Annotated in this window: 26 protein-coding genes; 8 read left to right on the top strand and 18 right to left on the bottom strand. The window is 61.4% G+C overall.

Features of this window, described 5'->3' with window-relative positions; all coding sequences use genetic code 11:
* Positions 1-449: 449 nt before the first annotated feature.
* Both PQQ53_RS22285 and PQQ53_RS22280 read right to left on the bottom strand, forming a co-directional pair.
* Positions 450-920 carry a toll/interleukin-1 receptor domain-containing protein gene (locus PQQ53_RS22285; protein ID WP_408326194.1) on the bottom strand — a complete coding sequence of 157 codons (471 nt, stop codon included), beginning with the start codon at positions 918-920 and terminating at the stop codon, positions 450-452.
* Positions 921-1,172: 252 nt separating this feature from the next.
* Entirely contained in the window at positions 1,173-1,397 is a 225-nt protein-coding gene (locus PQQ53_RS22280) for a DUF2188 domain-containing protein (protein ID WP_408326191.1), read from the bottom strand.
* A 136-nt stretch (positions 1,398-1,533) separates the two neighbouring features.
* Here PQQ53_RS22280 and PQQ53_RS22275 point away from each other — a divergent pair, with 136 nt between their 5' ends.
* Genes PQQ53_RS22275 through PQQ53_RS22265 form a run of 3 tightly spaced genes read left to right on the top strand, consistent with a single transcriptional unit; the run spans position 1,534 to position 3,339 of the window.
* A complete protein-coding gene (locus tag PQQ53_RS22275) occupies positions 1,534-2,166 on the top strand; it encodes a hypothetical protein (protein ID WP_408326188.1) in 633 nt (210 codons plus the stop codon).
* Positions 2,163-2,579: a hypothetical protein gene (locus PQQ53_RS22270; protein WP_408326185.1), complete on the top strand. Its 417-nt coding sequence runs from the start codon at positions 2,163-2,165 to the stop codon at positions 2,577-2,579. The genes PQQ53_RS22275 and PQQ53_RS22270 overlap by 4 nt, the downstream gene beginning before the upstream one ends.
* Positions 2,569-3,339, top strand: a complete 771-nt coding sequence (locus PQQ53_RS22265; protein WP_408326182.1) for an ImmA/IrrE family metallo-endopeptidase — start codon at positions 2,569-2,571, stop codon at positions 3,337-3,339. The genes PQQ53_RS22270 and PQQ53_RS22265 overlap by 11 nt, the downstream gene beginning before the upstream one ends.
* A gap of 757 nt (positions 3,340-4,096) precedes the next feature.
* Here the strand turns inward: PQQ53_RS22265 and PQQ53_RS22260 are convergent.
* The gene (locus PQQ53_RS22260) at positions 4,097-6,307 is read right to left on the bottom strand and encodes a xanthine dehydrogenase family protein molybdopterin-binding subunit (protein ID WP_408326179.1); all 2,211 of its coding nucleotides are present in this window, start codon (positions 6,305-6,307) and stop codon (positions 4,097-4,099) included.
* 2 nt (positions 6,308-6,309) lie between these two features.
* Positions 6,310-6,771, bottom strand: a complete 462-nt coding sequence (locus PQQ53_RS22255) for a (2Fe-2S)-binding protein (protein WP_331601960.1) — start codon at positions 6,769-6,771, stop codon at positions 6,310-6,312.
* Between the two features lie 185 nt (positions 6,772-6,956).
* Between PQQ53_RS22255 and PQQ53_RS22250 the strand changes: the two genes are divergently transcribed.
* Entirely contained in the window at positions 6,957-7,901 is a 945-nt protein-coding gene (locus PQQ53_RS22250) for an AraC family transcriptional regulator (protein WP_408143732.1), read from the top strand.
* A 298-nt stretch (positions 7,902-8,199) separates the two neighbouring features.
* Here PQQ53_RS22250 and PQQ53_RS22245 read toward each other — a convergent pair whose 3' ends face one another.
* Together PQQ53_RS22245 and PQQ53_RS22240 are read right to left on the bottom strand one after the other, a co-directional pair.
* A complete protein-coding gene (locus tag PQQ53_RS22245; protein ID WP_408326176.1) occupies positions 8,200-9,141 on the bottom strand; it encodes a LysR substrate-binding domain-containing protein in 942 nt (313 codons plus the stop codon).
* Positions 9,142-9,166: 25 nt separating this feature from the next.
* A complete protein-coding gene (locus PQQ53_RS22240) occupies positions 9,167-10,495 on the bottom strand; it encodes an MFS transporter (protein WP_408143728.1) in 1,329 nt (442 codons plus the stop codon).
* A 213-nt stretch (positions 10,496-10,708) separates the two neighbouring features.
* On the opposite strand from PQQ53_RS22240, the gene PQQ53_RS22235 reads away from it, so the two are divergent.
* Positions 10,709-11,557 carry a class II aldolase/adducin family protein gene (locus PQQ53_RS22235; protein ID WP_408326174.1) on the top strand — a complete coding sequence of 283 codons (849 nt, stop codon included), beginning with the start codon at positions 10,709-10,711 and terminating at the stop codon, positions 11,555-11,557.
* 93 nt (positions 11,558-11,650) lie between these two features.
* Here the strand turns inward: PQQ53_RS22235 and PQQ53_RS22230 are convergent, their stop codons facing one another.
* The 3 genes from PQQ53_RS22230 to pcaB all read right to left on the bottom strand — a co-directional run bounded on the left by PQQ53_RS22230 (position 11,651) and on the right by pcaB (position 15,940).
* Positions 11,651-13,057 (bottom strand): class II fumarate hydratase, encoded by a 1,407-nt coding sequence (locus tag PQQ53_RS22230; protein ID WP_408326171.1) that lies wholly within the window; start codon positions 13,055-13,057, stop codon positions 11,651-11,653.
* A gap of 72 nt (positions 13,058-13,129) precedes the next feature.
* A complete protein-coding gene (locus PQQ53_RS22225) occupies positions 13,130-14,542 on the bottom strand; it encodes a cation:dicarboxylate symporter family transporter (RefSeq protein WP_408326168.1) in 1,413 nt (470 codons plus the stop codon).
* A 27-nt stretch (positions 14,543-14,569) separates the two neighbouring features.
* Entirely contained in the window at positions 14,570-15,940 is a 1,371-nt protein-coding gene (gene pcaB / locus PQQ53_RS22220) for a 3-carboxy-cis,cis-muconate cycloisomerase (RefSeq protein WP_408143721.1), read from the bottom strand.
* A 154-nt stretch (positions 15,941-16,094) separates the two neighbouring features.
* Here pcaB and PQQ53_RS22215 point away from each other — a divergent pair, with 154 nt between their 5' ends.
* Both PQQ53_RS22215 and PQQ53_RS22210 read left to right on the top strand, forming a co-directional pair.
* The gene (locus PQQ53_RS22215) at positions 16,095-16,826 is read left to right on the top strand and encodes a GntR family transcriptional regulator (RefSeq protein ID WP_408143719.1); all 732 of its coding nucleotides are present in this window, start codon (positions 16,095-16,097) and stop codon (positions 16,824-16,826) included.
* A gap of 146 nt (positions 16,827-16,972) precedes the next feature.
* A complete protein-coding gene (locus tag PQQ53_RS22210; protein ID WP_408143715.1) occupies positions 16,973-17,236 on the top strand; it encodes a hypothetical protein in 264 nt (87 codons plus the stop codon).
* Between the two features lie 59 nt (positions 17,237-17,295).
* Here PQQ53_RS22210 and PQQ53_RS22205 read toward each other — a convergent pair whose 3' ends face one another.
* From PQQ53_RS22205 to PQQ53_RS22195, 3 genes are all read right to left on the bottom strand, one after another.
* Complete coding sequence (locus PQQ53_RS22205; RefSeq protein ID WP_408143933.1) at positions 17,296-17,916, bottom strand: NADPH-dependent F420 reductase; 621 nt, start codon at positions 17,914-17,916, stop codon at positions 17,296-17,298.
* 166 nt (positions 17,917-18,082) lie between these two features.
* Positions 18,083-19,024: an SDR family oxidoreductase gene (locus tag PQQ53_RS22200; RefSeq protein WP_408326165.1), complete on the bottom strand. Its 942-nt coding sequence runs from the start codon at positions 19,022-19,024 to the stop codon at positions 18,083-18,085.
* Positions 19,025-19,076: 52 nt separating this feature from the next.
* A complete protein-coding gene (locus tag PQQ53_RS22195; RefSeq protein WP_408326162.1) occupies positions 19,077-19,712 on the bottom strand; it encodes an NADPH-dependent F420 reductase in 636 nt (211 codons plus the stop codon).
* A 126-nt stretch (positions 19,713-19,838) separates the two neighbouring features.
* Between PQQ53_RS22195 and PQQ53_RS22190 the strand changes: the two genes are divergently transcribed.
* On the top strand, positions 19,839-20,291 hold the full coding sequence (locus tag PQQ53_RS22190; RefSeq protein WP_408143709.1) for a winged helix-turn-helix transcriptional regulator: 453 nt from the start codon (positions 19,839-19,841) through the stop codon (positions 20,289-20,291).
* Between the two features lie 613 nt (positions 20,292-20,904).
* Here PQQ53_RS22190 and PQQ53_RS22185 read toward each other — a convergent pair.
* From PQQ53_RS22185 to PQQ53_RS22160, 6 genes are read right to left on the bottom strand one after another with little or no spacing between them, the layout of a single operon-like run.
* Complete coding sequence (locus PQQ53_RS22185; RefSeq protein ID WP_408326159.1) at positions 20,905-21,150, bottom strand: hypothetical protein; 246 nt, start codon at positions 21,148-21,150, stop codon at positions 20,905-20,907.
* A gap of 1 nt (position 21,151) precedes the next feature.
* Positions 21,152-21,901, bottom strand: coding sequence for an IclR family transcriptional regulator (locus PQQ53_RS22180; protein WP_408143707.1), 750 nt, complete (start codon positions 21,899-21,901; stop codon positions 21,152-21,154).
* Between the two features lie 11 nt (positions 21,902-21,912).
* Positions 21,913-22,665 (bottom strand): amino acid ABC transporter ATP-binding protein, encoded by a 753-nt coding sequence (locus PQQ53_RS22175; protein WP_408143705.1) that lies wholly within the window; start codon positions 22,663-22,665, stop codon positions 21,913-21,915.
* Entirely contained in the window at positions 22,662-23,306 is a 645-nt protein-coding gene (locus PQQ53_RS22170) for an amino acid ABC transporter permease (protein ID WP_408143703.1), read from the bottom strand. Before PQQ53_RS22170 ends, PQQ53_RS22175 begins: the two co-directional genes overlap by 4 nt.
* An 11-nt stretch (positions 23,307-23,317) precedes the next feature.
* Positions 23,318-24,034: an amino acid ABC transporter permease gene (locus PQQ53_RS22165; RefSeq protein ID WP_408143702.1), complete on the bottom strand. Its 717-nt coding sequence runs from the start codon at positions 24,032-24,034 to the stop codon at positions 23,318-23,320.
* Positions 24,035-24,047: 13 nt separating this feature from the next.
* On the bottom strand, positions 24,048-24,899 hold the full coding sequence (locus tag PQQ53_RS22160) for an ABC transporter substrate-binding protein (protein ID WP_408143700.1): 852 nt from the start codon (positions 24,897-24,899) through the stop codon (positions 24,048-24,050).
* Between the last annotated feature and the right edge of the window lie 317 nt (positions 24,900-25,216).

Here is a 25,216-nt window from a genome sequence, read left to right as displayed (position 1 = left end):
TCAGTTACTCGATGGTCCCGAATGACCGGCAGTTCGGCTCGACGACCGCCAGTCACGCTGGCCCCAGTCGGGCCACAAGACGGCATTCCCCAGTTTCCGATGAGCGTCGGTTGAGGGTCGGGTCGTGCCTCCTTGCATGCGTCGCGCGCCCGCGGCGATCTGCGCATCGGATTGTGGAGGCAGTGCGGGTCGCCTGCCGTCGGTCGCTGCATCGCGGAGCGCGCCGCATATGCACCTCGCATGAGGCAGTCCTCGGCCAGAAGCGGTCCCGCGCTATCGGCCTGGAACTTAGAGGATGCGTTCTTCCTCGTTGTGGTCGCCCACTCGCCGGCCTGCGGAATTCTCGTTGCGGCATGCGCAAATAACAGTGCCCCGAGGCCGAAGCCAAGGGGCACAAAGGTGGCGGAGGTCAACAGTAGTTGGCTCTCGATCGGTTGCACGAAAGCGTGCTAGGCCCAGATGGCGACCAGCTCAGCAATCTTGGTCGCGACCATCGCCATTGAGTCTTCAGCTGTGTCCAAGCCGCTTCGCGAAGCAAGCAAGGGGCTGACATTCCGGAGCTCTGAGTACGTCGTCTGATGCACGATGGGCACGAGCCGGTTGCCCGCGAGGAGGGCCGAAAGCTCTTTGTCGGCGACGCCCTCTTGCGGCAGGCGGCGCAACAGGTTCGGGGTAACCAGCACGAGTCCGATGCGCGAATTGGCCAAACCCTTGTCGATGGCACGCATCATCGGTACGCCGAGGCCAAGGTCCTTCTCGCTGAACCAAACTTTGACATCGGCCGCCACGAGCGATTCGTACAGCTCCTTGGCCGCCCCCTGCCGGTCGTCCCACGCGTGGCACAGGAAGCAATCACGGAGGTCAGGCTGCTCTACCGCTGATTTCTCAACCGATTCGCGAATCGGCGTGAGTGATTGCACTTGGCCAGGCGTGTACGAAACGGATGAGCCGGGTCGCGACCAGCGAGGCTTTGCGCCGCTGCCGGACCCACCGCCGCTACGGCTGCCTCCGCCGCTGACCGACGAAGAGTAGTTTGAGGACGAATACGCTCCGTAGCCGCTGTAGCCGTTATAACCGCCGTAGCGGCCACTTCGACCACGGCATGCAGGGCATGCCGCTGCGGCGCTTGATGAGCGATGACCTTCCACTGGGGCTGTGCACCTAGCCATGACTCACCCCCTCGGCGGGAACTTGTCGTTCCCGTGACTATCCTTCGACTGAATCTGCCCGTTGCGGCCGTGGATCAGTAACTCCGTACCTTGGTTTCGGGAAATTTCCCGCGCCCGGTCGACAGCATCGGTCTTGCGGTCGAAGAGCTCCGTGGCGCGCTTGGCTCCGGCGCCTTGGATGGCCCATCCGTTCTCACGGGGGACCACATGCTGATTGCGTTTGGTCATGTTGATCACCTTGTCGCAGCGAAGTTGCTGCTCATCTGTATGTTCGGCAAAGAATCAAAACGCGGACAAATTGCCTACAATGTCCGCGGAGGCGAGAAACTCCGCACATATCAGTGACGAGGCAAAGGGGGGGCATGTGACAACCGGAGAATCACCCGATCACGCTTACGCCACGACCGAGGAGATCGGCGAAGCGATCGAAATGCTGACCGAGGCGGAACTCGGACGCATACACCGTGCGGCCCAATATGCCCTCTTCGGCACCGAATACACGGACCCACTTGAACTGCTAAGCGAAGCGGTGCAACGTACGCTCGAGGGCGTCGGTGTCAAAGAGGGGCGGCACTGGCCCAAGGACGTGCACTTCGTGGCCTACATCATCAGGACCATGCAATCCATTGCAGACGGATCCAGCAACTCCATCACTCAGTCACGAACAGCGTACCTCGAAACGATGGCGGGTCGCGAGGGCGACGCCGAGTTGGCTCTGGCGCAGGAAGGATTTCACTCCCCGGATGTCGTCGAGCAGGCGCTGGAGATTGAAGAAACGAACGAGCGGCAAGCTCGCGCCGTTGCTGACGCTGCACTGATTGACGCTCATTTCGCGAATGACGAGGAAATCCAGTTCCTGATTATGGGCGACAAGGACGGCATGAAACCTAGCGAAATTCGCGCCGTTTCGGGCATGGATCAAACCGCATACGACACTGCCCGGCGAAGATTCCGCCGGGGGCTTAACACCTTGATGCCGGGCAGGAGGAAATCATGAGGCAGTCCAAGGAAGGCAGGGAGATCGGTTTTATCCGCGCTAGGACGCTGGAAGATCTCGCCGCAACTAGTGACGAAGAAATCAGAAACGAATATCGCGAAGCTGGGCAAGACATGGCGGCGGTGTCCATGCAAACGCGTGACAAACTTCGAGACGTTGTCGCAGCCGGCATGCGGGCGAAGCTCGCCTCCGCCAAGGCGGCCACCAAGGCTTCAACTGCAACTCAACCTATCAATCGGGTGCGCCCGACGATGGACCGACTCAAGGAGATCGTGGCCGAGACGTTCACGCGCGAGCCCAGAGTCGCTATGGCGTTTCGGGATGGCAAAAAGCAGACCGACGAAGACTTGGCGACGGTCTACGACGATTTGGTGAGGATGGGAATTATCAAGCCGGAAGACCATGGCGATTGATCGCTCAAAGCTCAGCCCCGCTGAAAGTCTGCTCTGGCACTATGGGGTCCGCGACTCCTCCCACATTGATTTGGAGGCCATCGCGAACTACCGGGGAGCTGAGGTCGTCTATCGTCGTCTGTGCGGGTGCGCGGCGCGCCTAGTGGCAGCTGGCAACGTAGCGGTGATTAGCGTTGGTACAGGATCTTATCTTGGCCGCCAGCGCTTCTCGCTAGCCCACGAACTGGCGCATTGGATTTGCGATAAAGATCGCGGCTCTTTTCAGTGCGCTAACGAAGACATCGGCCCTCAAAACGCCGAAGCGAAGAACGTCGAGGCCGACGCAAATAAATACGCGAGCCAATTGATCTTGCCCAGCTTCTTGGTAGACCCTTGGCTCGAAGGTAAGCGGATCAATCTGGACACTGCAAAGGCGCTCGGCGACGAGTTCGAGACCAGCTTGACCGCTTCAGCGATCAAGGTAGCTAAACGCGCACAGGCCCAGACCTGCGTCGTGTGCCACAACCAGACGAAGAGGATATGGAGTCAGAAGAATCTCGCATTTCCGCACGATTTCTATGTCAAGCAGGAACTGCACCAAGACACCGCTGCGTTTTCGATGGCGTTTGGGAAAGGAAGCGGATTATCCAGACCTGTGAAAGAGGCCGCTGACCGCTGGCTCCAAGGACCCGCGGCCTATCGGCGAACCGTGGAGACTCAGTCCCTCAAGCTGCCCGATGACACTGTCCTGACGATGATTACCCTGCTTGCAGGTAAATAACTTAACTGGGCCGCCTGTTTGCACGGCGAACTTGTCGGGGAGGCGACGAACATGACCGGCAGCAATACCGCCGCAAAGCAGACATTGGGTCACGAACTTTGAACGGCAGCAACGGGTCGATTGTCGACTCCAGGCCAAGGCAAGCCACACCATGTCAGGGTTCCGCTAATAACTCTGGATGCCGCTAACTTCGGCTCCCGACCCGATATCCAAACCCAGGTTTTTTTAACCGTCAGTGCCCACACTCATAACGCCAGCCCGCCAGCCCGCCAGCCCGCCAGCCCGCCAGCCCGCCAGCCCGCCAGCCCGCCAGCCCGCCAGCCCGCCAGAGCGTGAACCTCGAATCTTACTGTGGGAGTGGCACGATCAGCACCGCCGTGTAGCTATGCTCGAGAGCATTGGGTCCATTGATTCGAGCGTAGGAGCGTAGAAGGCACCCGTAGAGACCTGTTGGCGCTTACCGGCAAGGTCACGACTCACCCGTTTACGCCAGCACATCGAATGGCCTGAACAGGAGAGTTGTCCGTAAAAACGCTCCGCCGGCTCACCGAAGTCAACAGGACCTAGACAGAGTCAGCGGAATCAATCACGACTTTTTCCGAGCTGCAATGGTGTTCCTGTCTCAGCACGTACATAGGTTTGTTGGTTGGTTCATCGGTTTTCAGTTGATACAGGAAAGCGGTCTGAGCATGCCAATTAAAACCGCCGTCCCCCGGCGGGGTACGGCGTACGTCGAACGGTCCTGAAGAAACGGCCGTCAGGCGCTCTTTTCCGCAGCGCCCGGAAACGGCAAGCTGTGAAGCCGTTTGCCCGTGGCTGCGAAAATCGCATTCGCGACCGCCGGCCCGACCGGCGCGACCCCCGGCTCGCCGACGCCGGTCGGCGCTTCGCCGGACTGCACGATATGTACTTCGACCTTCGGCATTTCGGCAATCCGCAGCACCTGGTAGCCGTCGAAGTTGTTCTGCTCGACCTTGCCGTCCTTCAGCGTGATCGCGCTGTGCAACGCCGCGCCGAGACCGAAGCCGATGCCGCCTTCCATCTGTGCGACGATGACGTCGGGATTGATCGGTGTCCCGCAATCCACCGCACAGACGACGCGTTCCACTTTCACGTTACTCTCGTTGTCGACGGAGACTTCCGCGACCTGCGCGACGAACGTCTTGAACGCCTCGGCCACCGCGATGCCGCGCCCGCGGCCTTTCGGCAACGGTTTGGCCGGATCCCAGCCCGCTTTCTCCGCGGCGAGTTCGAGCACGGCGCGCATGCGCGGTTCCTGAACGAGCAGATCGCGGCGGAAGACGAACGGGTCCTTGCCCGCGGCGTGTGCGGCTTCGTCGATGAACGCCTCGACCGCGAATGCCGTGTGCGAACTGCCCACTACCCGCCACCACAACACCGGCACGCCGGTCTGCGTGGTCGTCAGTTCGACCGAGATGTTCGGAATCGCGTAGGACACGTTAGCGGCCCCCTCGACGGATGTCCCGTCGATCCCGTTTTTGACCATCACGCTTGCGAACGGCGTGCCTGCAAGGATCGACTGACCGACGATGCGATGTCGCCAGGCGATGAGCTTGCCGTCGGCGCTCAGACCCGCGTCGAGCTTGTGGAAGTACATCGGCCGGTAGAGGCCGCCGTGGATATCGTCCTCGCGGGTCCACTGCAGTTTGACCGGTGTGCCATTCGCACCCAGCGCCTTCGCGATCGCTACGGCCTCGACGATATAGTCCGACTGCGTATTCGCGCGCCGCCCGAAGCTGCCGCCCGCATACAGCGTGTGAATCTTCACCTGCTGCGGATCGAGCCCGGCCGTGCGCGCGGCGTTGCCCTGGTCGACCGTCTGGAACTGGTCGCCAGCCCAGATCTCGCAGCTGTTGGCAGTGAGCTTGACGACGGCGTCGAGCGGCTCCATCGGCGCATGAGCGAGATACGGGAACGCGTAAGTAGCGGAAACCTTCTGCGCCGCGCCCGCGAGCGCCTGTGTCGCATCGCCTTCCTTGCGGGCAGATGCGCCGGACTGCTCGGCGAGTTGCCGGTACTCGGTCATGATCGCGTCCGAGCTGCGCTTTTCGGCCTTCGAATCTTCCCATTCGACCTTCAGCGCATCGCGGCCCTGCTTCGCCGCCCAGAAGCCCTTCGCGACCACGGCAACGCCGCCCGGCACTTGCACGACCGAGACGACGCCCGGCACCGCTTTCGCGGCCGACGCATCGAATGACTTGACGGTCGCACCGAAAAGCGGCGGACGCTGCAGCAGCGCGACCAGCATGCCGGGAAACGTCACGTCGAGCGTGAACTGCGCGGTGCCGTCGGTTTTCGGTGGCACGTCGACGCGCGGCAACGGATGGCCGATCAAACGAAAATCCTTTGGCGATTTGAGTGTGACCTTGTCCGGCACCGGCAAGCGGGCGGCGGCCGACGCGAGCGAGCCGTAGGTCGCGGTCCGGTTCGTGGCCGCATGATGAACGCTGCCGTCACGCGTCGTCAGATCGGACGCGGGCACCTGCCACTGCGCAGCGGCGGCGGAGACCAGCATCGCGCGCGCTTTCGCGCCGGCTTCGCGCAATTGCATCCACGAGTTGGCCATCGCCGAACTGCCGCCCGTGCCCTGGATCGTACCGAACGCGAGATTCGCGTAGCGCTTCGCATCGGCGGGCGCGCTTTCGACACGCACGTCCTGCCAGTCCGCATCCAACTCTTCCGCGACGATCGTCGCGATGCCGGTGTACGCCCCCTGGCCCATCTCGACATGTTTGGCGATGACCGTGACGCTGTTGTCGGGCGCGACGCGCAGGAACGCATTGGGTGCGAACGTCGCCTCGGGCATCGTGGCAGCGAGCGCACGGCGCCCCGTGCCCGCCCACTCGAAGCCGACGGTGAGCCCGACTGCCGCGACGGAGCCGGCTGCTTTCAGAAAGGTCCGGCGGGATGGGCGTACCGCATCCGTAAGATCGAGATCGGTCGTCATGGTCAGGCCTTCAGGGTGGCAGCGGCTTCGTGGATGGCTGCGCGAATGCGGACATAGGTCGCACAGCGGCAGAGATTGCCGTTCATTGCGGCGTCGATGTCGGCGTCGGTGGGCGTGGCGTTATGTTCGAGCAAGGCCGTCGCGGACATGATCTGTCCGGACTGACAGTAGCCGCACTGCGGGACCTGCAGCTTGACCCATGCGGCCTGAATGGCTTTGGCGGGCCGGCTTTCGATGCCTTCGATGGTCGTGATGCGCTTGCCCGCGACGGCGGCGAGCGGCAGCACGCACGAACGGGTGGCTTCGCCTTCCAGATGAACCGTGCAGGCGCCGCATTGCGCCATGCCGCAGCCGAACTTCGTGCCGTGCAGGCCCGCGTTTTCGCGGATCGCCCAGAGGAGCGGCGTAGTAGGATCGGCATCGAGCGTAATGTTCTTGCCGTTGAGGACAAACGATGTGGACATGGAACCTCTCCGTGGGGAAAGCCCGAGCTTGGCGCCGGGTGTACGCGGCAGTGTGACCGACCGTCTGCCGTTACGCTTACACAATCCTGCAAAATTAGTGAACAATCCTGCAAATCGAGCAGGCCGGCGGTGGCTACCCGGCAGCGGCTCGGTATGCTCGATTCCATCAACGGGGTTCAATGCACATGAAACAGAATCCTTCCAGGCTCGATCCTTCGGCGTCGCACGAAACGGCACGCCGCGAACTCGCCGCGCTCATCAGCCGCTTCGCGCCGGTGGACGGCGCGCATCAGACGGCGATACCGTCGCTGACCTTCTACCGGTACGCGGCACCCGCGGATCTCGGTTGCGGCGTGACGAGCCCCGCGTTCGTGTTCGCGGCGCAAGGCGCCAAGCGGGTCGTGGTCGCGGGGCAGGCATACGAATACGATCATCTGCATTGCCTCGTGACGTCCGTCGATTTGCCCGTGATGTCGCGGGTGACACGGGCGTCGCCCGAAGCGCCTTATCTATGTGTGAAGTTCACGCTCGATCCGCAGCGCATCGTCGAACTGGCGACGCAGGTGCATCTGCCGGAACCGGATACCGCGTCGGCGGGCGAAGGCATCGCCGTAGGCTTGCTGTCGGCGCCGGTTTTCGATGCGGCGCTGCGGCTCGTGCGATTGCTCGATACTCCGGATGACATCCCCGTTCTCGCGCCGCTCATCGAGAAGGAATTGCTCTACCGTCTGATGACAGGCGAACAGGGGAAGCGACTGCGACAGATCGCCGTCAACGGGAGCCAGACGTACCGGATCGCGCGGGCGATCGAGTGGATCCAGAATCACTACACCGAACTGTTGCGGGTGGAGAGGCTGGCGCAGCAGGTGAATATGAGCGTGTCGTCGCTCCATCATCATTTCAAGACCGTCACGACGCTGAGTCCGCTGCAGTATCAGAAGCAACTGCGGCTGCACGAGGCCCGGAAATTGTTACTCGGACAGCTCGGGGATGTCGGGTCGGTGGCGATCAGGGTCGGGTATGACAGCCCGTCGCAGTTCAGCCGTGAATATAGCCGGCTGTTTGGGGCGCCTCCGCTTCGCGACGTGGTGCAGCTAAGGCGCCGGAACGTGGTGGGGTTTGGAGAGTAGGGCTGGGCTGGCGGTACCCAGAACCGGAATTTTATGGAGTCGAAGCGACGGCCTCATGGCCCGATCAGGAAGAGAACGCCCCCCTATCATGCGAGCGAAGAGGGTTGCTCACGATTCGCTTTAGTAACTTGACGACGAGCGGGCCAGGAAATACATAAGCTTTGCGTCACTTTTGGCGACGTCGTCGCTGCTCGCTGCTCCGGCTTTTGTCAAACCGCTTCGAGTTGTCGTGCCATCGCTCGTGCCTGGGATAGCACGCCTTCGCCTATTCGCACCGACAGCGTTGCTCGACTTGAAGTTAGCGTTGCAGCGCTTCTTCCGGCAATGCGCGACGTTGCGCGCGATAACGCGTCATCTCCTCGTCCAGCCATGCGGCGAAGGCGACGAATGGCGCCCAGTCGCGCCGCTGCTCCGGGAACATCAGATAAGTCTTCTGCGCGTTAATGGCTGCATACCCGCCGATGCGCACCAACTGGCCCAACGCCAGCTCCTGCTCGATCAGCACGCGCGGCAATAGCGCGAGGCCCAGGCCCGCGACTGCTGCTCGAATCGCCATGATGAAGAAATCGAAGGAATGGTCACTGCCTTCGCGCGGCGTGTGTTCCGTGGCTTCATGCGCGGCGGCTTCGCTCCACGTCATCCACGCGGCGGGCAGATCGCGCGTGTGGATCCACGGCATCGCGACGATGTTCTGCGTGGCGAGTTCATCGGCCATCGATGGTGAGGCGACCATCCACACTTCGTCATCCGCCATCAGCACCTTGCTCGCGAGTCCCGGCAGCGGCGACTGCTCGAAGTGAATGGCGGCGTCGAAGTTGAGGTCGTGGAAGTACGTGGGTTGATCGCGGCCCGTGAGCCGCACCTGGATATTCGGCTGCGCACGATGAAAACCCGGTAGCCGCGGCACCAGCCATTGCGCGCCGAAGGTGACGCCGACCGCGACGCGCAGAGTTGAGCGTTCGCGATTAGCGACGAGTTGCTGCGTGTCCTGACGAATCTGCTCGAGATTCACGCGGATGCGATGCGCGTAATCGGCGCCCGCATCGGTGAGCACCAGACGCTGGCTGACGCGCCGGAATAGTTCCACACCGAGGCTGGCTTCGAGCTCGTTGACCTTCTTGCAGATGGCGCCGTGCGTCTGCTGCAGTTCAGCGGCGGCCTTCGAGAAGCTTTGATGACGCGCCGACGCCTCGAAGGCCTGTAACGCCGTTAGGCTGGGAATTCCTCGACGCAATGACACGGGCGGATCTCCATGGGAAGTCCACTCATTTTAGCGCCATACTTGCGGCGGGCTCGCGGCGACGTTCGGGGTCGAGCGCGATCGCGAGCGCGGCGCCGATGGCCATCGCCACCGCGATGCCGATGAACGCGAGCTGAAACGTGCCGGTCGTATCGCGCACCCAGCCGATGAAATACGGCATCACAAAGCCCGACGATACGCCGATGCTCGTGATGAGCGCGATGCCCGCCGCCGCTGCGCGATCGGTGAGGATGTTTCGCGGCAACTGCCAGAATGTGCTGATGCTGCAGAAACACGCGGACGTACCGATCGCCAGCACCGCGATGGTTGCGAGCGGCGACGAGAGATAGAGTGCACTGGCGAGCGCGACTGCCGACAGCAACATCGGCCCGGCGACGTCGCGCGCATGAATGCGCTTGTGACTGACGATGCGTCCCCACACGATCACGCTGACTACCGCGACCGCGAACGGCGCGGACGTGATCAGGCCGATCTGTGTGAGCGAGAAGTGCGCGCTGCCCTTGAAGGTCTTCACGACTTGCGGCAGGAAATAGAGCAGCCCGATAATGCCCGAGTTGATGCCGAAGTAAACCAGGCCCAAGCCCCAGACCTTGGGATTGGTGAGCGCGCGGCGCGCACTGCCAGGCTGCACGGCGGCGGACGCGGCCTGCTCTTCGCCCGCGAGCGCTGTGCGGATCGTCTGGCGCTCTTTCTCGCTCAGGCGTCGCCATGCGTGCGGACCGTCCGGCAGATAGAACCAGGCAACCACGCCGAGCACGATGGCGGGAAGGCCTTCGAGCAGGATCATTGCGCGCCAGCCGGTGACGCCGAACACGTTCGCATGCTCCATGATCCACGTCGACACGGGCGCGCCGATCATGCCGGTTAGTGGAATCGACATCGTGAAGAGCGACATCATCCAGACGCGATTGCGCGCGGGCATCCACAGCGTCAGGTAATAGACCATGCCGGGATACAGCCCCGCCTCGAACACGCCCAGTGTGAAGCGCGCAACATACAGCCATTGCGCGTTCGGCACGAAGCTCGTGAGCGACGACAGCAGACCCCAGCTCACGAGTATGCGCGCCATCCAGCGCCGCGCGCCGAAGCGATGCATGCACAGGTTGCTCGGCACTTCGCACAGGATGTAGCCCAGAAAGAACAGGCTCGCGGACAGCCCGTATTGCGCGGCGCTCATGCCGAGCTCGGCGTTCATCGTCAATGCCGCGTAGCCGACATTGGCGCGATCGAGCTGGTTGGCGACGTACATGAGCACCATCAGCGGCGCGAGCCGCCACACGATGCGCTTCATCAGATCGGGCGGCAACGCGCTCTGGGTATCGAGGGTCTGCATGTGGGTTGTCCGGGCAGGGGTGTTGTCGTAGCCTCATTTAGCACTAGTCGAATTTCCGTGACAATCCACGAAAAGTATCTGTCCTGTGACGCTTCGGCATAACCTCGCCCGAAGCCATGCGCGACGGGCCTTCGTGGCTCATGGTGCCGAAATTTCACATGACATTGCGCAAACCGCCATGGACGGCGGCACTTTTGGCGCACCAGAATGAGCATGTCCCGTTCCTTTCATCGAGAGTGCCGCATGTGCCTGGCCGACTCCAACGAGTATCAGATTCCCACTCCCATTGGCGGAGCGCTGCCCGTTCCGCGTGTCTATGAAGACCTCGAGACCGAGCGGCGGCATCGCAAGCTCAAACTCGCGGCGGCGTTCCGGCTGCTGGCGCGCTTCGGGCTGACGGAAGGTATCGCCGGTCACGTGACCATGCGCGATCCCGAGCATCACGACCGCTACTGGGTCAATCAATATGCGCAGCACTTCTCGATCATCCATCCCGACGATCTCATGTGCATCGACGACAAGGGCGCGGTGCACCACGGCAGTGGGCCGGTCAATGCGGCGGCGGTCGCGATTCATTGCGGGCTGCATCGCGTGAATCATGCGGCGGCGGCCGCCGTGCACACGCATACGACCTATGGACGTGCATTCGCCGCGCGCGAACGGCTGCTTGCGCCGATCAATCAGGAAGCGTGTCTGTTCTTCGAAAATCACGTGGTGTTTCGCGGCGATATCGTTGTGCTCGCCACCGACGAGGGCGCGCGTATTGCGCAGACAATGGGCGACTGCAAGGCCGCGATCCTGTTGAATCATGGCTTGCTGACGGTGGGATCGAACGTGGATTCGGCCGTGTATCGCTTCATCGCGATGGAGCGATGTGCGCAGGTGCAGTTGCTGGCCGAGGCGGCCGGCCCGCTCGAGCCGCTGAGCGCGGAGGAGGCGCGCGCGACGCGCCGGCATCTGGCGTCCGACTACGTCGCCTGGCTCGGCTTTCAAGGTTTATACAAGCAGATGCTGCGTGAACATGCGGACCTGAGTGACTACGCGCGCACGCTCGACGCGTAGTTGCTCATCAATGCGACGCGGCGCCCGCTTATGTCCGGCGTGGCGCCAGGCTTCGATGCGGCCTGGACCGTGTGTTGTCCCTGGGGCGAAGACCTATTGCTTTGAAACGTTACCCGCGACGAGCTTGGCAGGGTCGACGAGTCGGTCGTATTCATCGCCGTCGAGAAGGCCGAGCGCAATCGCTGCCGCGCGAGGTGTGATGCGGTCGCGCAACGCCGTCTGCGTAATCTGCGCAACGCGGTCGTAACCGAGTACCGGATTGAGCGCAGTTACAGCGAGCAGTGACCGGTCGACGTTAGTCGCAAGCTGTTCACGATCCACTTCGATGCCGCGGACAAAGCGCCTTGCAAAAAGGGCGGAGGAATCGGCAAGAACACGCAACGACTGAAGCAGGTTGTAGACGAGTACTGGTTTAGCGACGTTCAGCTCGAAGTTCCCGGATGCATTGGCTATGGTGATCGTTTGGTGGTTGCCGATGACCTGGAAGCACGCCTGCACGAGAACTTCCGCAATCGTCGGGTTGCGTTTGCCCGGCATGATCGAAGACGTCAGTCCGTCATCGGGAATCAGCAATTCTCCGAGACCACAGCGAGGGCCGGAAGCGAGGAACCGCATGTCGTTCGCGATTTTCAGAAGCGAAGTCGCGATCGTGTTCAATGCACCTGACAATTCCACCAGCGCGTCATGTGCCGCCATGCCCTCGAATTTATGTGCATTAGGGACGAACGATAAACCCGTAGTCTCCGCGAGCGTCGCACAGAAGAAACTGTCGAAGCCCGCGGGAGCGTTCAGTCCAGTGCCGGCAGCGGTGCCGCCTTGAGGCAGAATCAGGAGCCGGGGCAACGCATCGTCGATGCGAGCAAGCGCATGTGCCAGTTGGCGCTCGAAGGTGCGGAATGTCTGCCCCATCGTCATCGGCACGGCGTCCATCAGATGGGTGCGGGCGACTTTCAATACGTCGGCGAAGGCATGGCTGCGCTCGGCAAGCGCAGACCGGAGTTCATCCAGCGCTGGCCGCAAACGCCCGTTGACCTCGATCGCGGCTGCCACGTGCATCACCGTTGGAAAGCTGTCGTTCGATGATTGCGAGCGGTTGACATGATCGTTGGGATGCACCGGCGCCCTGGTCCCAAGCGGTTGTCCGAGCAACTCGTTTGCCCGGTTCGCGATGACCTCGTTTGCGTTCATATTGGTCTGCGTACCGGACCCCGTCTGCCAGATCGTCAAGGGAAAATGGTCGTCCCATTTCCCCTCGTGCAGTTCAATCGCGGCCTTTTCGATCGCCGGGGCAAGCTCCGGTGCGAGCGCTCCACACTGCACGTTTGCACGTGCGGCCGCGTACTTCTGCAAGCCGAATGCGCGTATCAGTACAGTCGGGAAGCGCTCTTCACCGACTTCGAACAGACCGAGGGCGCGCTGCGTCTGTGCTCCCCAGTATCGATCCGACGGAATCTCGACGGGACCGAATGCGTCGTGTTCGATTCGCGATGGTGTGGTCATAGTTCGTAGCACAGTCTCATGATCAAGTTGAGCGGGGCACAGGCCCGCGCACCGCGGCGATGCGACATTCGATCAACGCGTGTGTCGGGCGCCTTTGAGCGAAACGCCGTGAGGATGCTTTGCATCGTTCATGTCTTCGGGCAGCAGATTGCCGCCGGCAAGGCTTTCATCGGCCCGCGCAATTTCAGGGTAACGTTCAGGATACAGATGTCGCTCAGCGGTTGTCTCATCAAGAGTCCGCGACCACTTGGCGACGACTACCGTCGCCAGGCTGTTGCCGATCGTATTGCACGTGGCGATCGCCATCGACATGAAGCGGTACACGCCGAAGATCAACGCAAGGCCTTCGACGGGAAGGATGCCCGTCGACGTGACCGTCGCTGCAAATACGACGAATGAGCCCCCGGACACCGTGGCGGCGCCCTTCGACGTCAGCAGCATCAGCAGCAGAATGCCGATCTGATGATCCAGCGGGATGGGCACGCCGTACGCGTGAGCGATGAACATCACGCCCATCGACATGAAGATCGACGTACCGTCGAGATTGAACGCATAGCCGGTAGGCAACACGAGCCCGACCGTTTGCTTCGCGCAACCGAGCCGCTCGAGTTTAATCAGAAGACGCGGCAGGACGCTTTCGGATGAAGCCGTACCGAGCACAATGAAGATTTCGTCCTTGATATAGCGGAGAAAGCGCCACAGACTGAAACCCGAGAGTTTCGCGATCACGCCCATCACAACGACGATGAACAGCACGATCACTGCATAGAAGCTCAACACGAGCTGCGCGAGCGCGATCAGCACCGCCGTGCCGTTGCTTCCCACCGAGAAGGCGATCGCGCCGAGCGTGCCGAGCGGCGCGAGCTTCATCACGAGATTGATGAACGAGAAGAGCACTTCGGAGATCAGATCCAGCCCTTCGTTGACGCGCACGCGGCGGTGCTCCGGAATGGCGAGAATGCCGATGCCGACCATCACCGCGAGCACGACAACTTGCAATAGCTCGCCCTTCGCAAACGCACCGATGAAGTTGTCCGGCACGATATGCATGACGAACCCGGTAAAACTCTGCGGTGCAGCTTTGGTCGCGATCGCGGGCACGGCGCCGGCGGTGACGGACGTCATCGCCTTGCCCGTCTGTAGCAGATTGCCGGCGAGCAGCCCGAACGCGAGCGCGATGGTCGAGACGACTTCGAAGTAGACGATCGAGCGCCAGCCCACACGTCCCGCGCTTTTCACGTCGCCCGCCGAAGCGATGCCATGCACGATCGTGAGAAACACGAGCGGCGCGACGCCTGCCTTGATGAGTGCGAGAAAGATATCGCCGAGCACCTTGAGTTGCGTGCCGAACTTCGGGAACAACAACCCGACCGCAATGCCGATCACGAGTGCGAGCAGCACCTGCATGCCGAGCTTGCGGTACCACGGCAGCTTCTTCGTCGTGGCGACGGTCGCGTCGCCGTGTGATACGTGTTCGTTATGCATCGCGTGTTCCTTCTCGATTCTTCAGGTTCAGATTTCGCGCGACAGTGCGACGGCCTGGTCCACCATCTGCGGTGCAAGACCGAGATAGTTCGCGGGATCGGTCATGCGGTCGATTGCGGCGCGGTCGAAGTGCTTCGTGACTTCGGGCAGCGCATTAAGCGCTTGCGCAAGCGTGCCGCCATGTTCGTTCACCGTGCGGCATGCGTCGTACACGATGTCATGCGCCTGCTGACGTCCGGTGTAGGGCGCCATGCCCATCATCACGGCTTCCGCGACGATCAAACCCTTGCTGATGCCGAGGTTGTGCTTCATGCGCGCTTCATCGACGATAAGGCCGCCTAGCGCGAACTTCGCTTGATGCAACGCGCCCGAGGTGAGAATGAAGCTTTCGGGAATGGCGATCCACTCAGCATGCCACGGGCCGGTGGCGCGCTCGAAGTCCTGAATCATCGCGTCGATCATCAGGCCCGCATGCTGGCGCACTGCCTTTGCCGCCGCCAGCATGAGTTCGCTGGAAATCGGATTGCGCTTCTGCGGCATGGTGCTGCTCGCGCCGCGTCCCTTCACGAACGGCTCGTAGACCTCCGCGAACTCAGTGGACGCCATGATCATGACGTCGAGCGCGATCTTGCCGAGCGAGCCCGTTATCAGCGCGAGCAGGTTCACGGCTTCGGCGAAACCGTCGCGCGCGACGTGCCATGTCGTTGCAGGCACGCCGAGTTTCAGTTCCTCGGCGAGCGCCTTCTGCACTTCGAAGCCCTTGTCGCCAAGCGATGCAAGGGTGCCCGCCGCGCCCCCGAATTCGACCACGGCCACGCGTTCGCGCATCTCCTTAAGCCGTACCTGATGACGATCGAACATCGCAAGCCAGATCGCAACCTTGTAGCCGAACGTCACCGGCAGCGCTTGCTGCAGGTGCGTGCGGCCGGCCATCGGCGTGTCGCGATGCTTCTTCGCCAGATCCGCGAGAATCGTGCGCAACTCCCGGATATCGTCATCGATCGAATCGAGTGCGTCGCGCACTTGCAGCGCGACCGCGGTGTCCATGATGTCCTGCGTCGTCGCGCCCCAATGAACGTAGCGGCCGGCGTCCCCACACATCTCGACCAGTTGATGCACTAGCGGCAGGATCGGATAGCCGACGATATCGGTCTCTTCGCGCATGTGATCGAAATCGATGCGTTCGATCGTCGACTCACGCGCAATCACTTCGGCTGCATCGCTGGGAATCACGCCTGCGCGCGCTTCTGCTTTAGCCAACGCAACCTCGACATCGATATAGCGTTGGATCAGCGCGTGATCGGAAAACACTGCGCGCATCCTGGCGGTGCCGAAAGCGTCGCGAAACAGAATGGAATCGACCACGGTGCTGGCCATCGGAACGGTGACATGTGTCATTGCGACCTCGAGAATTCGAACTAAGAGAGGGCGGACAGGGAAAAGTGGCAGCTTATAAGTCCGGACATATAGAGATTAATATGTTCGGACATGTCGAGGCAAGTTATGATTTACCCGTAGCAGGCAGAACGAAGACATTCCCAGAGACGACAAGATGAATCGACCCCATTACGCGGAAATCGCGCGCGAACTCACCGAAGCGATTGCTTCCGGGCAATATCCCGTCGGCACCGTTCTGCCGACCGAGCTGGAATTGCGGGATCACTACCGCACGAGCCGCCATACCGTGCGCGCAGCGTTGCATGAACTCCAGCAGTTGGGTCTGGTTTCACGCCGCAAGAACGCGGGAACTCGCGTCGAGTCGTCGCGCCCCAGGACTGAATTCCGGCCGACGCTTGCCTCCGTCGAAGACCTGGCCCAGTTTGGCTCGGAGCATCTGCGGCTCGTGCAATCGACAGAGATGGTCGTCGCGGACCGCGATCTGGCCAAGACGCTGCAATGTGCCGAAGGGGCGCGGTTCCTGCGCATTTCGAGCCTGCGCATCGATGGAGGAAAAGGCCGCGCGCCGGTCGGATGGACTGACGTGTACACCGCGCCCGAATATGCTGACGTGGCGGATGTTGCACGGGAGCAGCCCGACCAGTTGATCAGCTCCTTGATCGAGGAGCGGTACGGGCACAGCATTACGGAGATCCAGCAGGGGATTCAGGCGGTGTTGCTTTCGGAAGAGATGGCAAAGCGGCTCCGCGTGGAACACGGAGCCGCGGCGCTCAGGATCGTCCGGCGCTATCTGGACTCGGCGGGCGATTGTTTCGAGACGTCAGTCAGCATACATCCCGCCGAACGTTTTTCAATCGCGATGCGGCTTAAGCGCTCAAGTACCTGACGCATTTCATCATCCACTCGAATGTGCCGCCATTCGAACACTGCTCGATGCGGGAACCAACTACGACGGAAATCGACGGCAGACCTTGCTTATCGCCGCGGCCCATTGCTGCAAAAAAATCCTTCACAATCTGGACATTCTCTAGCGTGCTCATCGAAATCTCTCCATTTCTGCGACGTCAGATCGTTTCCGATCCAGTCGGATACGATCTGAATAAATCCGCGACTGGAGCAAGGGAGGGAACGATCGCGTCCCTGAAGTCGGACGGTCTCTACTCCCTTGATCTGCCGCAGGGTTTTCAGGCCAAGCCGCAGCGTTTAGCTCCCACGCTCTTCGGCACGATTTCATGTGGTCGAAAAGCCGCCGTCGATAAACAACTCAACTGGAGTGGGTTGATGAGAACGACGTGAGAGATAACTTGCTCCCAATGGGGTTGTGGACCTGCCGGTGAGGACGCGGCGTCGGTGATTCAGCCGATCTCGACGTTCAAGGCGATATCCCAGGTGCCGGCGCCGTTTTTCGCCAGGCCGATCATCATCAGACCGAGCGCCTCGAGCGTCGAGGCCATGTGCAGGCCACCGACATCCAACGGACGCAGTCCGAGACTCTCGATGAAGGTCGAGACGCGCGCCTTGGCCTGCGCATCGTCGGCTGCGATGAACGCGTCGAAGCGTCCGTTCCTGGCAAGGACGTGGCCAAAGACGGTGTTGAACGCCTTTACGACGTGCGCGGTGGCGGGAAGACCCTTGGCGATCTCCTGCGCGCCGGAACTGCCGTGCGGGGTGACGAGGCCGGAAAGGTCCGGGGCAACCGGATTGGTGATGTCGATGATCACCTTGCCTTCGAGCGCGTCTCCGTAATCGGCCACTACCGCCGCCGCACTGCCGTACGGCACGGCGAGGATGACGATATCGCCTGTCGGCGCGGCGGCGTAAGTCCCTGTGGTCGCTCCCGCTGAGAGCTCATCGACCAGCGCCCGCGCTTTGGCTGGGTCGCGGCTCAGAACCTCGACGGTATGTCCTGCCTTGGCAATACGGCCGGCGACCGCCGTGGCCATGCCTCCTGCGCCAATGATGCTAATAGTGCTCATGTAAAATATCCTTCTGAGTTGGGGTATGCCCGTAATCTGTACGGGGCTTTCGCCCATCATGTTTTTCGTGTGCGCCAAGCCACTTGCGTCACCCTCCTATCACTCCGGGAGGATAGTGTCCTGGTCGGGCGCGCCGCGATGTGGGAGTCCCTGTCGTCCGTTTAGCTCAGCTGGCAGGGAAGTAGTGGCCATTGTCCATATCGGCAAACAGGCCGGGCTGCGTGGGTGTCCAGCCGAGCGTCTGGCGCGTGATGGCATTCGATGCCGGGGTATCCAGCGTGACCAGATTCGCAAGGAACCCGAAATACCCCGGTAGCATCAGCACGTCCGCGGGAATGGGCACGGCGGGCAGCTTCAAGCGACTGCCGATGGCCTCGGCGATCTCGCGGTATGGAATGCTCTCGTCTGCAACCGCGTGCCAGCTTCTGCCGGCGGCGCCCTTCTCAAGCGCCAGGCGGAACACGGTGGCGAGGTCGCGGGTGTGCACGGCGGCCCACCTGTTCGCACCGTCTCCAGGGTAACCGACGAAACCCTTTTCCTTCGCCAGCCCGATCAGCAGCGGAAGGAAGCCGGCGTTATCGGTCGCGCTGTGCATGATTTCAGGAATCCGAATGACCGAAGACCGCACACCTTTTTCGGCGAGGCCGATTACAGTGGTTTCCACGATGTTACGAACCCGCAAGGTGTACTTGTATGGATCGCCGCCGGGAAGAGGCGGATCCTCCTCGGTGGCCGGCCGACCCAGGTCTTCCCAGCCGGGCGAGCCGATGCTTCCCGATGAGACCAGCGGCTTTCCGGTTCCGGCCAGCGCCTCGCCATATGCGAGCATGATCTGAAGCTCCGCATCGGCCACGGCGTTGATCCCGCCCACCGGAATCAGGTCTTGCCGGTGTGCGACATGGATGACACCGTCGGAGGCGGCCGCCGCTTCTTTAAGACCGTCAAGATCCTCGAGGCTACCGAGACGCGCCTTCGCACCGAGTGCGGACACCGCAGCCGCCGCCTTGTCTGAACGAGCCAGGGCGGTGACCTCATGGCCGGCGGCGATGAGGTCGGAGATGATGTACGGACCGGAATGGCCGGTCCCGCCAGTGACGAATACGTGCATGTGAATGTTCCTTATGAGTAATGTGATGCGGGAAGCGATGGTACCGGTGCACTCAGCCGAGAAGGCTGACGCCGATTGAGAAGTTGGTGTGCTTGACGGAGTGGGTGAGGAGGCCCAGCGACAGCAGGCAGGCGTGCTCCAGTGTCCTCGCCATGGACAGCGGCCCGGTATCCATTGGACGCAGTCCGAGGCTCTCGATGAACGCCGAGACGCGTGCTTTCGTGTGCTCGTCGTCCCCGGCGATGAACACGTCCAATGGGTGGCCCGGGACGGGACCGACCGCCAGGACGTGGGAGAACTGGGTGTTGAACGCCTTGACGACTTTCGCACCGGCAGGGGCGGCCCTGGTGATCTCCTTCGCGCCGAAACTGTCTCCAGGGGTCACGAAGCTCGTGTGGTCGGAGGCGACCGGATTGGTGATGTCGGCAAGAACCTTGCCTGCCAGCTCTTCGCCGTACTGCTTCACCACGTCAAGAACGGCGGAGTAGGGAACCGCCAGGATGACAATGTCCCCGGGCGGGGCGGCGCCGAACGTACCTGTCGTCGCACCGGCTCCGATCTGCTCGGCGAGCGCCCGCGCCTTGACGGCGTCGCGACTCATCACCTCGACGGTGTGTCCGGCCTTGGCGGCAAGGCCGCCGATCGCTGCGGCCATGCCGCCTGTGCCGATGATGCTGATAGTGCTCATGTGCAGCCTCCTGGTTTGTTGGGTGCTGCTCGTACTCCCGGACAACCATGCTAGACATTTTACTTGCAAAAAACAAGTAAACAACGGAATTTACTTGCGATATGCAAGTGATGTTAATATCTCGCCATGAAGACGACATCTAAAGAAGACATTCGGTCTCATTGCGCAGTGAACTACGGCGTGGAAATCTTCGGCGACCGGTGGTCGCTCCTGATCATTCGCGACATCGTTTTTGTTGGCAAAAAGACGTATGGCGAGTTCCTGAAATCGGAAGAGGGAATCGCGACCAATGTCCTGGCTTCCCGTCTTGCCTTTCTTGAGGAGCAGGGAATTCTCTCGAGGACACCGAGCGCCGACGACGGGCGCAGGGACTTTTACAGGCTGACCGAGAAGGGCCTGGACCTCATTCCCATTGTCCTTAACATAGTCCTTTGGAGCGCAAAGCACGATTCGAAGTCGTACGTGCGGCGCCGTAAGGAGTTCGTTGCTCGATTAAGTCAAAGCCCCTTACAGGTGAGCGAAGAGGTGAAGGCGCTGGTCCGCAATGGCGGATGCATGTTTCCTGAGAGCAAGGAATGAGCAAGACGGCAAGCGCGCCCTGTCACGTCGCACGAACGATATGCACACACCACCGGCTACGAGGTGCAGCGAATAGCGGGGGCCGTTGTCCGAAACGGTCCTGGAAGCTGCCATTAATGTTTCACCAACCCCAGCGGCGGTTCAGGGTCGATTTCGGTCCGACGAGCGATGCGTGGTCTGCGAGTTCACCGTGCCAGGCGTCGGGCAGGGTTCTGCCACTACCAGCGGTCCAGTGAGCGGGGATACGTGCCTTTTGAACGGCTGCAACACCCACCGAACGGCCCTTCGATTCGCGACGCGTCTTCGACGCTCAAGTCGTGCGTTCGTTTGACTTCCAGAATTAACCGTTCGACTTCGAGGTCGCCGCGATAGCGTTCCGTCGCGGAGACGCGACAGAGGCTCCGAAAGTGCCTGGCTGGCTGACCGGCAGTACGCCCCGCGCATTTCTCAACGCCACGGCCCTTTCAGCAGGCAAAGCGGTGCCCCATCAGTAGTCACTCTTCAGTGCATCGGTGTAGGCGCAATGGAGGTGACGCTTTCGCGCCTCGCATGGTTCGACGTTGACTGCGTCCATGCTTCTTCCGAGCATGAGCATTCGCATACCGCAGAAAAATCAGGAACTTCCTTCTTCGCTCGAAGCTGCCGCACGTGTAAGAGTCGCGTGCTCATCCTGAGGCGATGCTGCCGCTTCATGTGGAACCTCCGCGCGAGGTGGCCGTGCGGCGGCAGCGTGTTCGTTCGCCAATCCGCTGAGCGAACGCGCGTAATACGCCACCGCTTTGCGCAGAATATCGTTCACTTCCTTGAGCGCCGCGTTCTCCTGTTCCAACTCATCGATACGCTGAAGCCGTGTATCCATGTCAGCGATGCGAAAGCGCCTGCGCCGACTGAAGTAGATCGTCCAGCATCGACCGACGGCGTTCGGGGTCTGTGTCGCGGCCCGTCATGAAGCACAGCGCGGCGATCGGCGTGCCCGCGCGGTCGCGAACGGGCGCGGCCATGCAAAGCCGGAACGCGTTGGACAGGCCTTCCGTGCAGCAATAGCCAAGCGCTTTCGCGTACTGCACATCGCGCATGAATTCATCGAAATCGATGCGCACGCCGTTGTCGAGCACGAAGTCATCTGCAGGAATCAGGGTGCGGATGGCGTCGGCGTTCATGTGACCGAGCAGCAGGCGTCCGGTCGCGGTCCACGGAATCGGCACACGCACGCCGATATCCGAGCTGATGTTGAACGGCCGCGCACTGTTCTCCGATAGCACGACCGAGTACTTGTTCCCTTCAAGCATGCACAACTGCGTGGTCTCGTCGTACTTGCGAACGAGCGCGAGAATAGACTGATGCGCGCGGCTGATGAGGTCGTTGTGCGTCGCGTAGTCCGAGCCGTAGTAATGCATCTCGCGTCCGAAGAACACATTGCCATCCGCCGATGTTTCGAGCCAGCCCACTTCGGTGAGAATGGCGACGAGTTCGTAGATGCTTGAACGCGGCGAGCCGGTCGCTTCGATTAGCTCGCGCATCGTCATGGGCCGCTGCGCGTGATGCAGCTTCCTGAAGATATCGATGACACGGTCCACGCCTCGAGCGCGCGACGATTCCGTTACTGCCATTCGTTCACCCTTCAATGGTCGAGCACACGGCTGAGAAACTGTCGCGTGCGTTCGTTCGACGGGTTGACGAAGATTTGCTCCGGGTCGCCTTGCTCTGCAATCACGCCCTTGTCCATGAACACGACGCGATCCGCCGTCTTCCGCGCAAAGCCCATTTCATGGGTCACGACGACCATCGTCATGCCGTCGCGCGCGAGGCCGCGCATCACTTCCGTCACTTCGCCAACGAGTTCGGGATCGAGTGCGGATGTGGCTTCATCGAAGAACATGATGCCGGGTTCGACCGCCAGCGCCCGCGCAATGGCGACGCGCTGCTGCTGTCCGCCCGACAACTGGCTCGGATAATGCGACGCGCGGTCCGCGAGACCCACGCGGTCGAGCGTATCCATTGCGCGTTTGCGGGCATCGGCGGGCGACATGCCGCGCGCCTTGATCAGCGCGAGGGTGACATTGCCGAGCGCGGTCTTATGCGGGAACAAGTTGAACTGCTGAAACACCATGCCGACGTGGCCGCGAATTTCGCGCGCGCGCTTCGGATCGTGCAGGGGCACTTCGTTGACCCACACTTCGCCGGAGTCCGTCGTCTCCAGTCCGGCCATAATGCGCAGCACAGTGCTCTTGCCCGAACCGGATGCGCCGATCAGCACGAGCACTTCTCCTGCGCGCACGTCGAGATTGATCTCGTTGAGAACGCGCGTCGCGCCGAATGCCTTGCTCACGCCCGACAGCGAAATGACGGGCTTGTTCTGGATGGAATCGCTCACGTAAGTCTCCGGCGGTCATGATGGCGTACCCATTGCGAAAGCGGGAAGCACACGACGAAATAGATCAGCGCGACGAGTCCGTAAATCTCGACCGGCTTGCCGATGCGATCCACGATCGCCTGGCCACCGTGCATCAGTTCGGACATGCCGATCATGCTGACGATTGACGTATCCTTGATGAGGGACAGATACTGCCCGACGAGCGGCGGCAACACGATGCGTCCGGTCTGCGGTAACACGACTGAGGCGAAGGCCTGTGTGCGCGATAGACCGAGAATCTGCGAGACTTCCCACTGTCCCTTCGGCACTGACTCGATGCCCGAGCGAAAGATTTCCGCGATATACGCGCCCTGATACACGCTCAAGCCGATCACGCCCGCTGCAAAGACATCGATTGCATAGCCGAAATACGAGACGCCGAAGTAGATGAACATCAGCGTGATGAGTACGGGAGTACCGCGAAACAACTCCGTATAGAGCTTCGCGATTCCGTTCGTGCCCCACGGCCCGAACGTCCGCAACACAGCGGCGAGCAGGCCGATGAGCGTGCTCCCGACGATCGCCGCGACCGACAAGAGCAGCGTCGTCACGAGACCTTGCAGCAAAATCGACAGACTGTTTTTCAGCAATTCGAGTGACATGGCTCAATCCCTCATGCACGATTCGCACGACGCAGCGTGAATCCAACCCAACGCGCACCCGGCCTCACGATGAGCGGCGGATGAAACATGCGTGCGCCGAGTTGACTGGCAATCCACGACAGCACATTGCTCAGCACCAGATACGCGACGAGCACGACCGCGAACGTCTGGACATACAGGAGCGTGCGCGAATTGATGACGGTTGCGGTGCCGGTGAGTTCGGGCAACGCAATTGCCGACAATAGCGAAGTACCGAGCAACAACTGAATCAGATAATTGACGATGGCCGGATACACCGCACGGGCTGCCTGCGGCAACACGATCTCTTTGAAAATCTGCCCGCTTTCCAGCCCAAGAATGCCGGCTGCTTCAACCTGTCCGCGCGGCACCGACTGCATGCCCGCGCGAAACACTTCCGACAGATACGCGCCCACGTTCACGCCCAGCGCGATGACACCGGCCCAATATGCATCGAGCGCAATGCCCATCGACGGCAAGCCGAAGAACACGATGAAAATCTGCAGCAGCACTGGCGTATTGCGAAAGGCTTCGACGTAAGCCCGCGCGATGAACCGCACGATGGCCGACGGCGACATGCTGGCAAGCGCCGCGATCAGACCGAGCGCGAGCGCCAGCACGAACGACAGCAACGTGACCTGCAAGGTCAGCCAGCCGGCCTTCAGAAACTCGGGGACATAGCCCCATAGAGTCAGCCATTGATAGCTCATCTGCGCCTCCGCTTCAGAACTGCGGATTGAGCGGATATCTCGGATCGACGCCGAACCACTTCTTGTACAACTGCGCATTCAGCTTCGATGCATTGATGTTGAACAGGAACAGGTTCAGATAGTTGAGCCACGCCTGGTCGCCCGCCCTCACGCCGAACGCGTTGTACTCGAGCGGTACGAGTGCTTCGTTCGTCACGGCCAGTTCCGGATCGAGCTTCGCCTGATACGCAAGGAAGTTGTTGTCCTCGATCATCGCATCGGCCTGGCCCTGCTTGACGGCGAGAATGGCCGCCTGCGAACTGTCATATTCCTGAATCTTGACGGGGATGCCCATCGAGCGGACTTCGTCGCCGTTGGTCGAGCCCTTCACCGTGGCAATGGTGCGCCCGCTCATGTCCTTCGCCGACTGGATGCCGCTGCTCTTCTTCACGAGCATCGCTTCGCTGGCGACAACGTACGGCGACGTGAATTCGACGACCTTCGCGCGTTCGAGGTTGCGCGTGAAGTTGCAGAACACGACATCGACCTTGGCGGTCTGCAGGTTCGGGATGCGGTTCGCGCTAGTGGTGTTCACGACTTCGAGCTTCACGCCCATTTGCTTCGCCAGTTCCTTGGCAAGGTCGACGTCGTAGCCGTCCGGATTGCCGTCTTTGTCGTAGAAGCCGAACGGCGCGAACGTGAGGCAGTCGCCGACGCGCAGCGTGCCGCGCTGAAGCACGGCCTGAAGCGTCGATGCAGGCGCCGCTGCCGCTGGACCCTGCTCGGGCGTCGCCACTTTCGTGCAGGCGGAGAGCGCGAGTAGTCCGCTCACGGCGGTTGCGGCAAACAGCAAGGCGGCCTTGGCGCCCTTGGTGGCGAACTTCATGTTCAGATCCTGATGAGGGTTGGTCTGAGAAACCGCTCCCAGCTGGGCCTCGCGTTCGCGACATTTACCGTCGAAACACTAGGTTGTCCGATATACCGGACAGTTATCTGGCGAGCCGGATTAATGGCAAAGTGTTGGACGCTAAAATAGGCCGCGCAAGCAGCCAGAACCCTTATTGCTTCCAGAATTTTGTCGGGCTAGCCAACGATCGCGTTCGCGTGTTCGTCCACGGAGCGGTAACGATTTTTTGATTCTGCCGGCGAATGCGTTGCCCGCGCGGTCCGACAACGGCACGGTTTCCTTCCGTGGGACCAGAC

This window comes from Paraburkholderia strydomiana (assembly GCF_046030495.1).
In the GTDB taxonomy this organism is placed as follows: Bacteria; Pseudomonadota; Gammaproteobacteria; order Burkholderiales; family Burkholderiaceae; genus Paraburkholderia; species Paraburkholderia strydomiana_A.
This window is presented reverse-complemented; position numbering and strand designations above follow the sequence as displayed.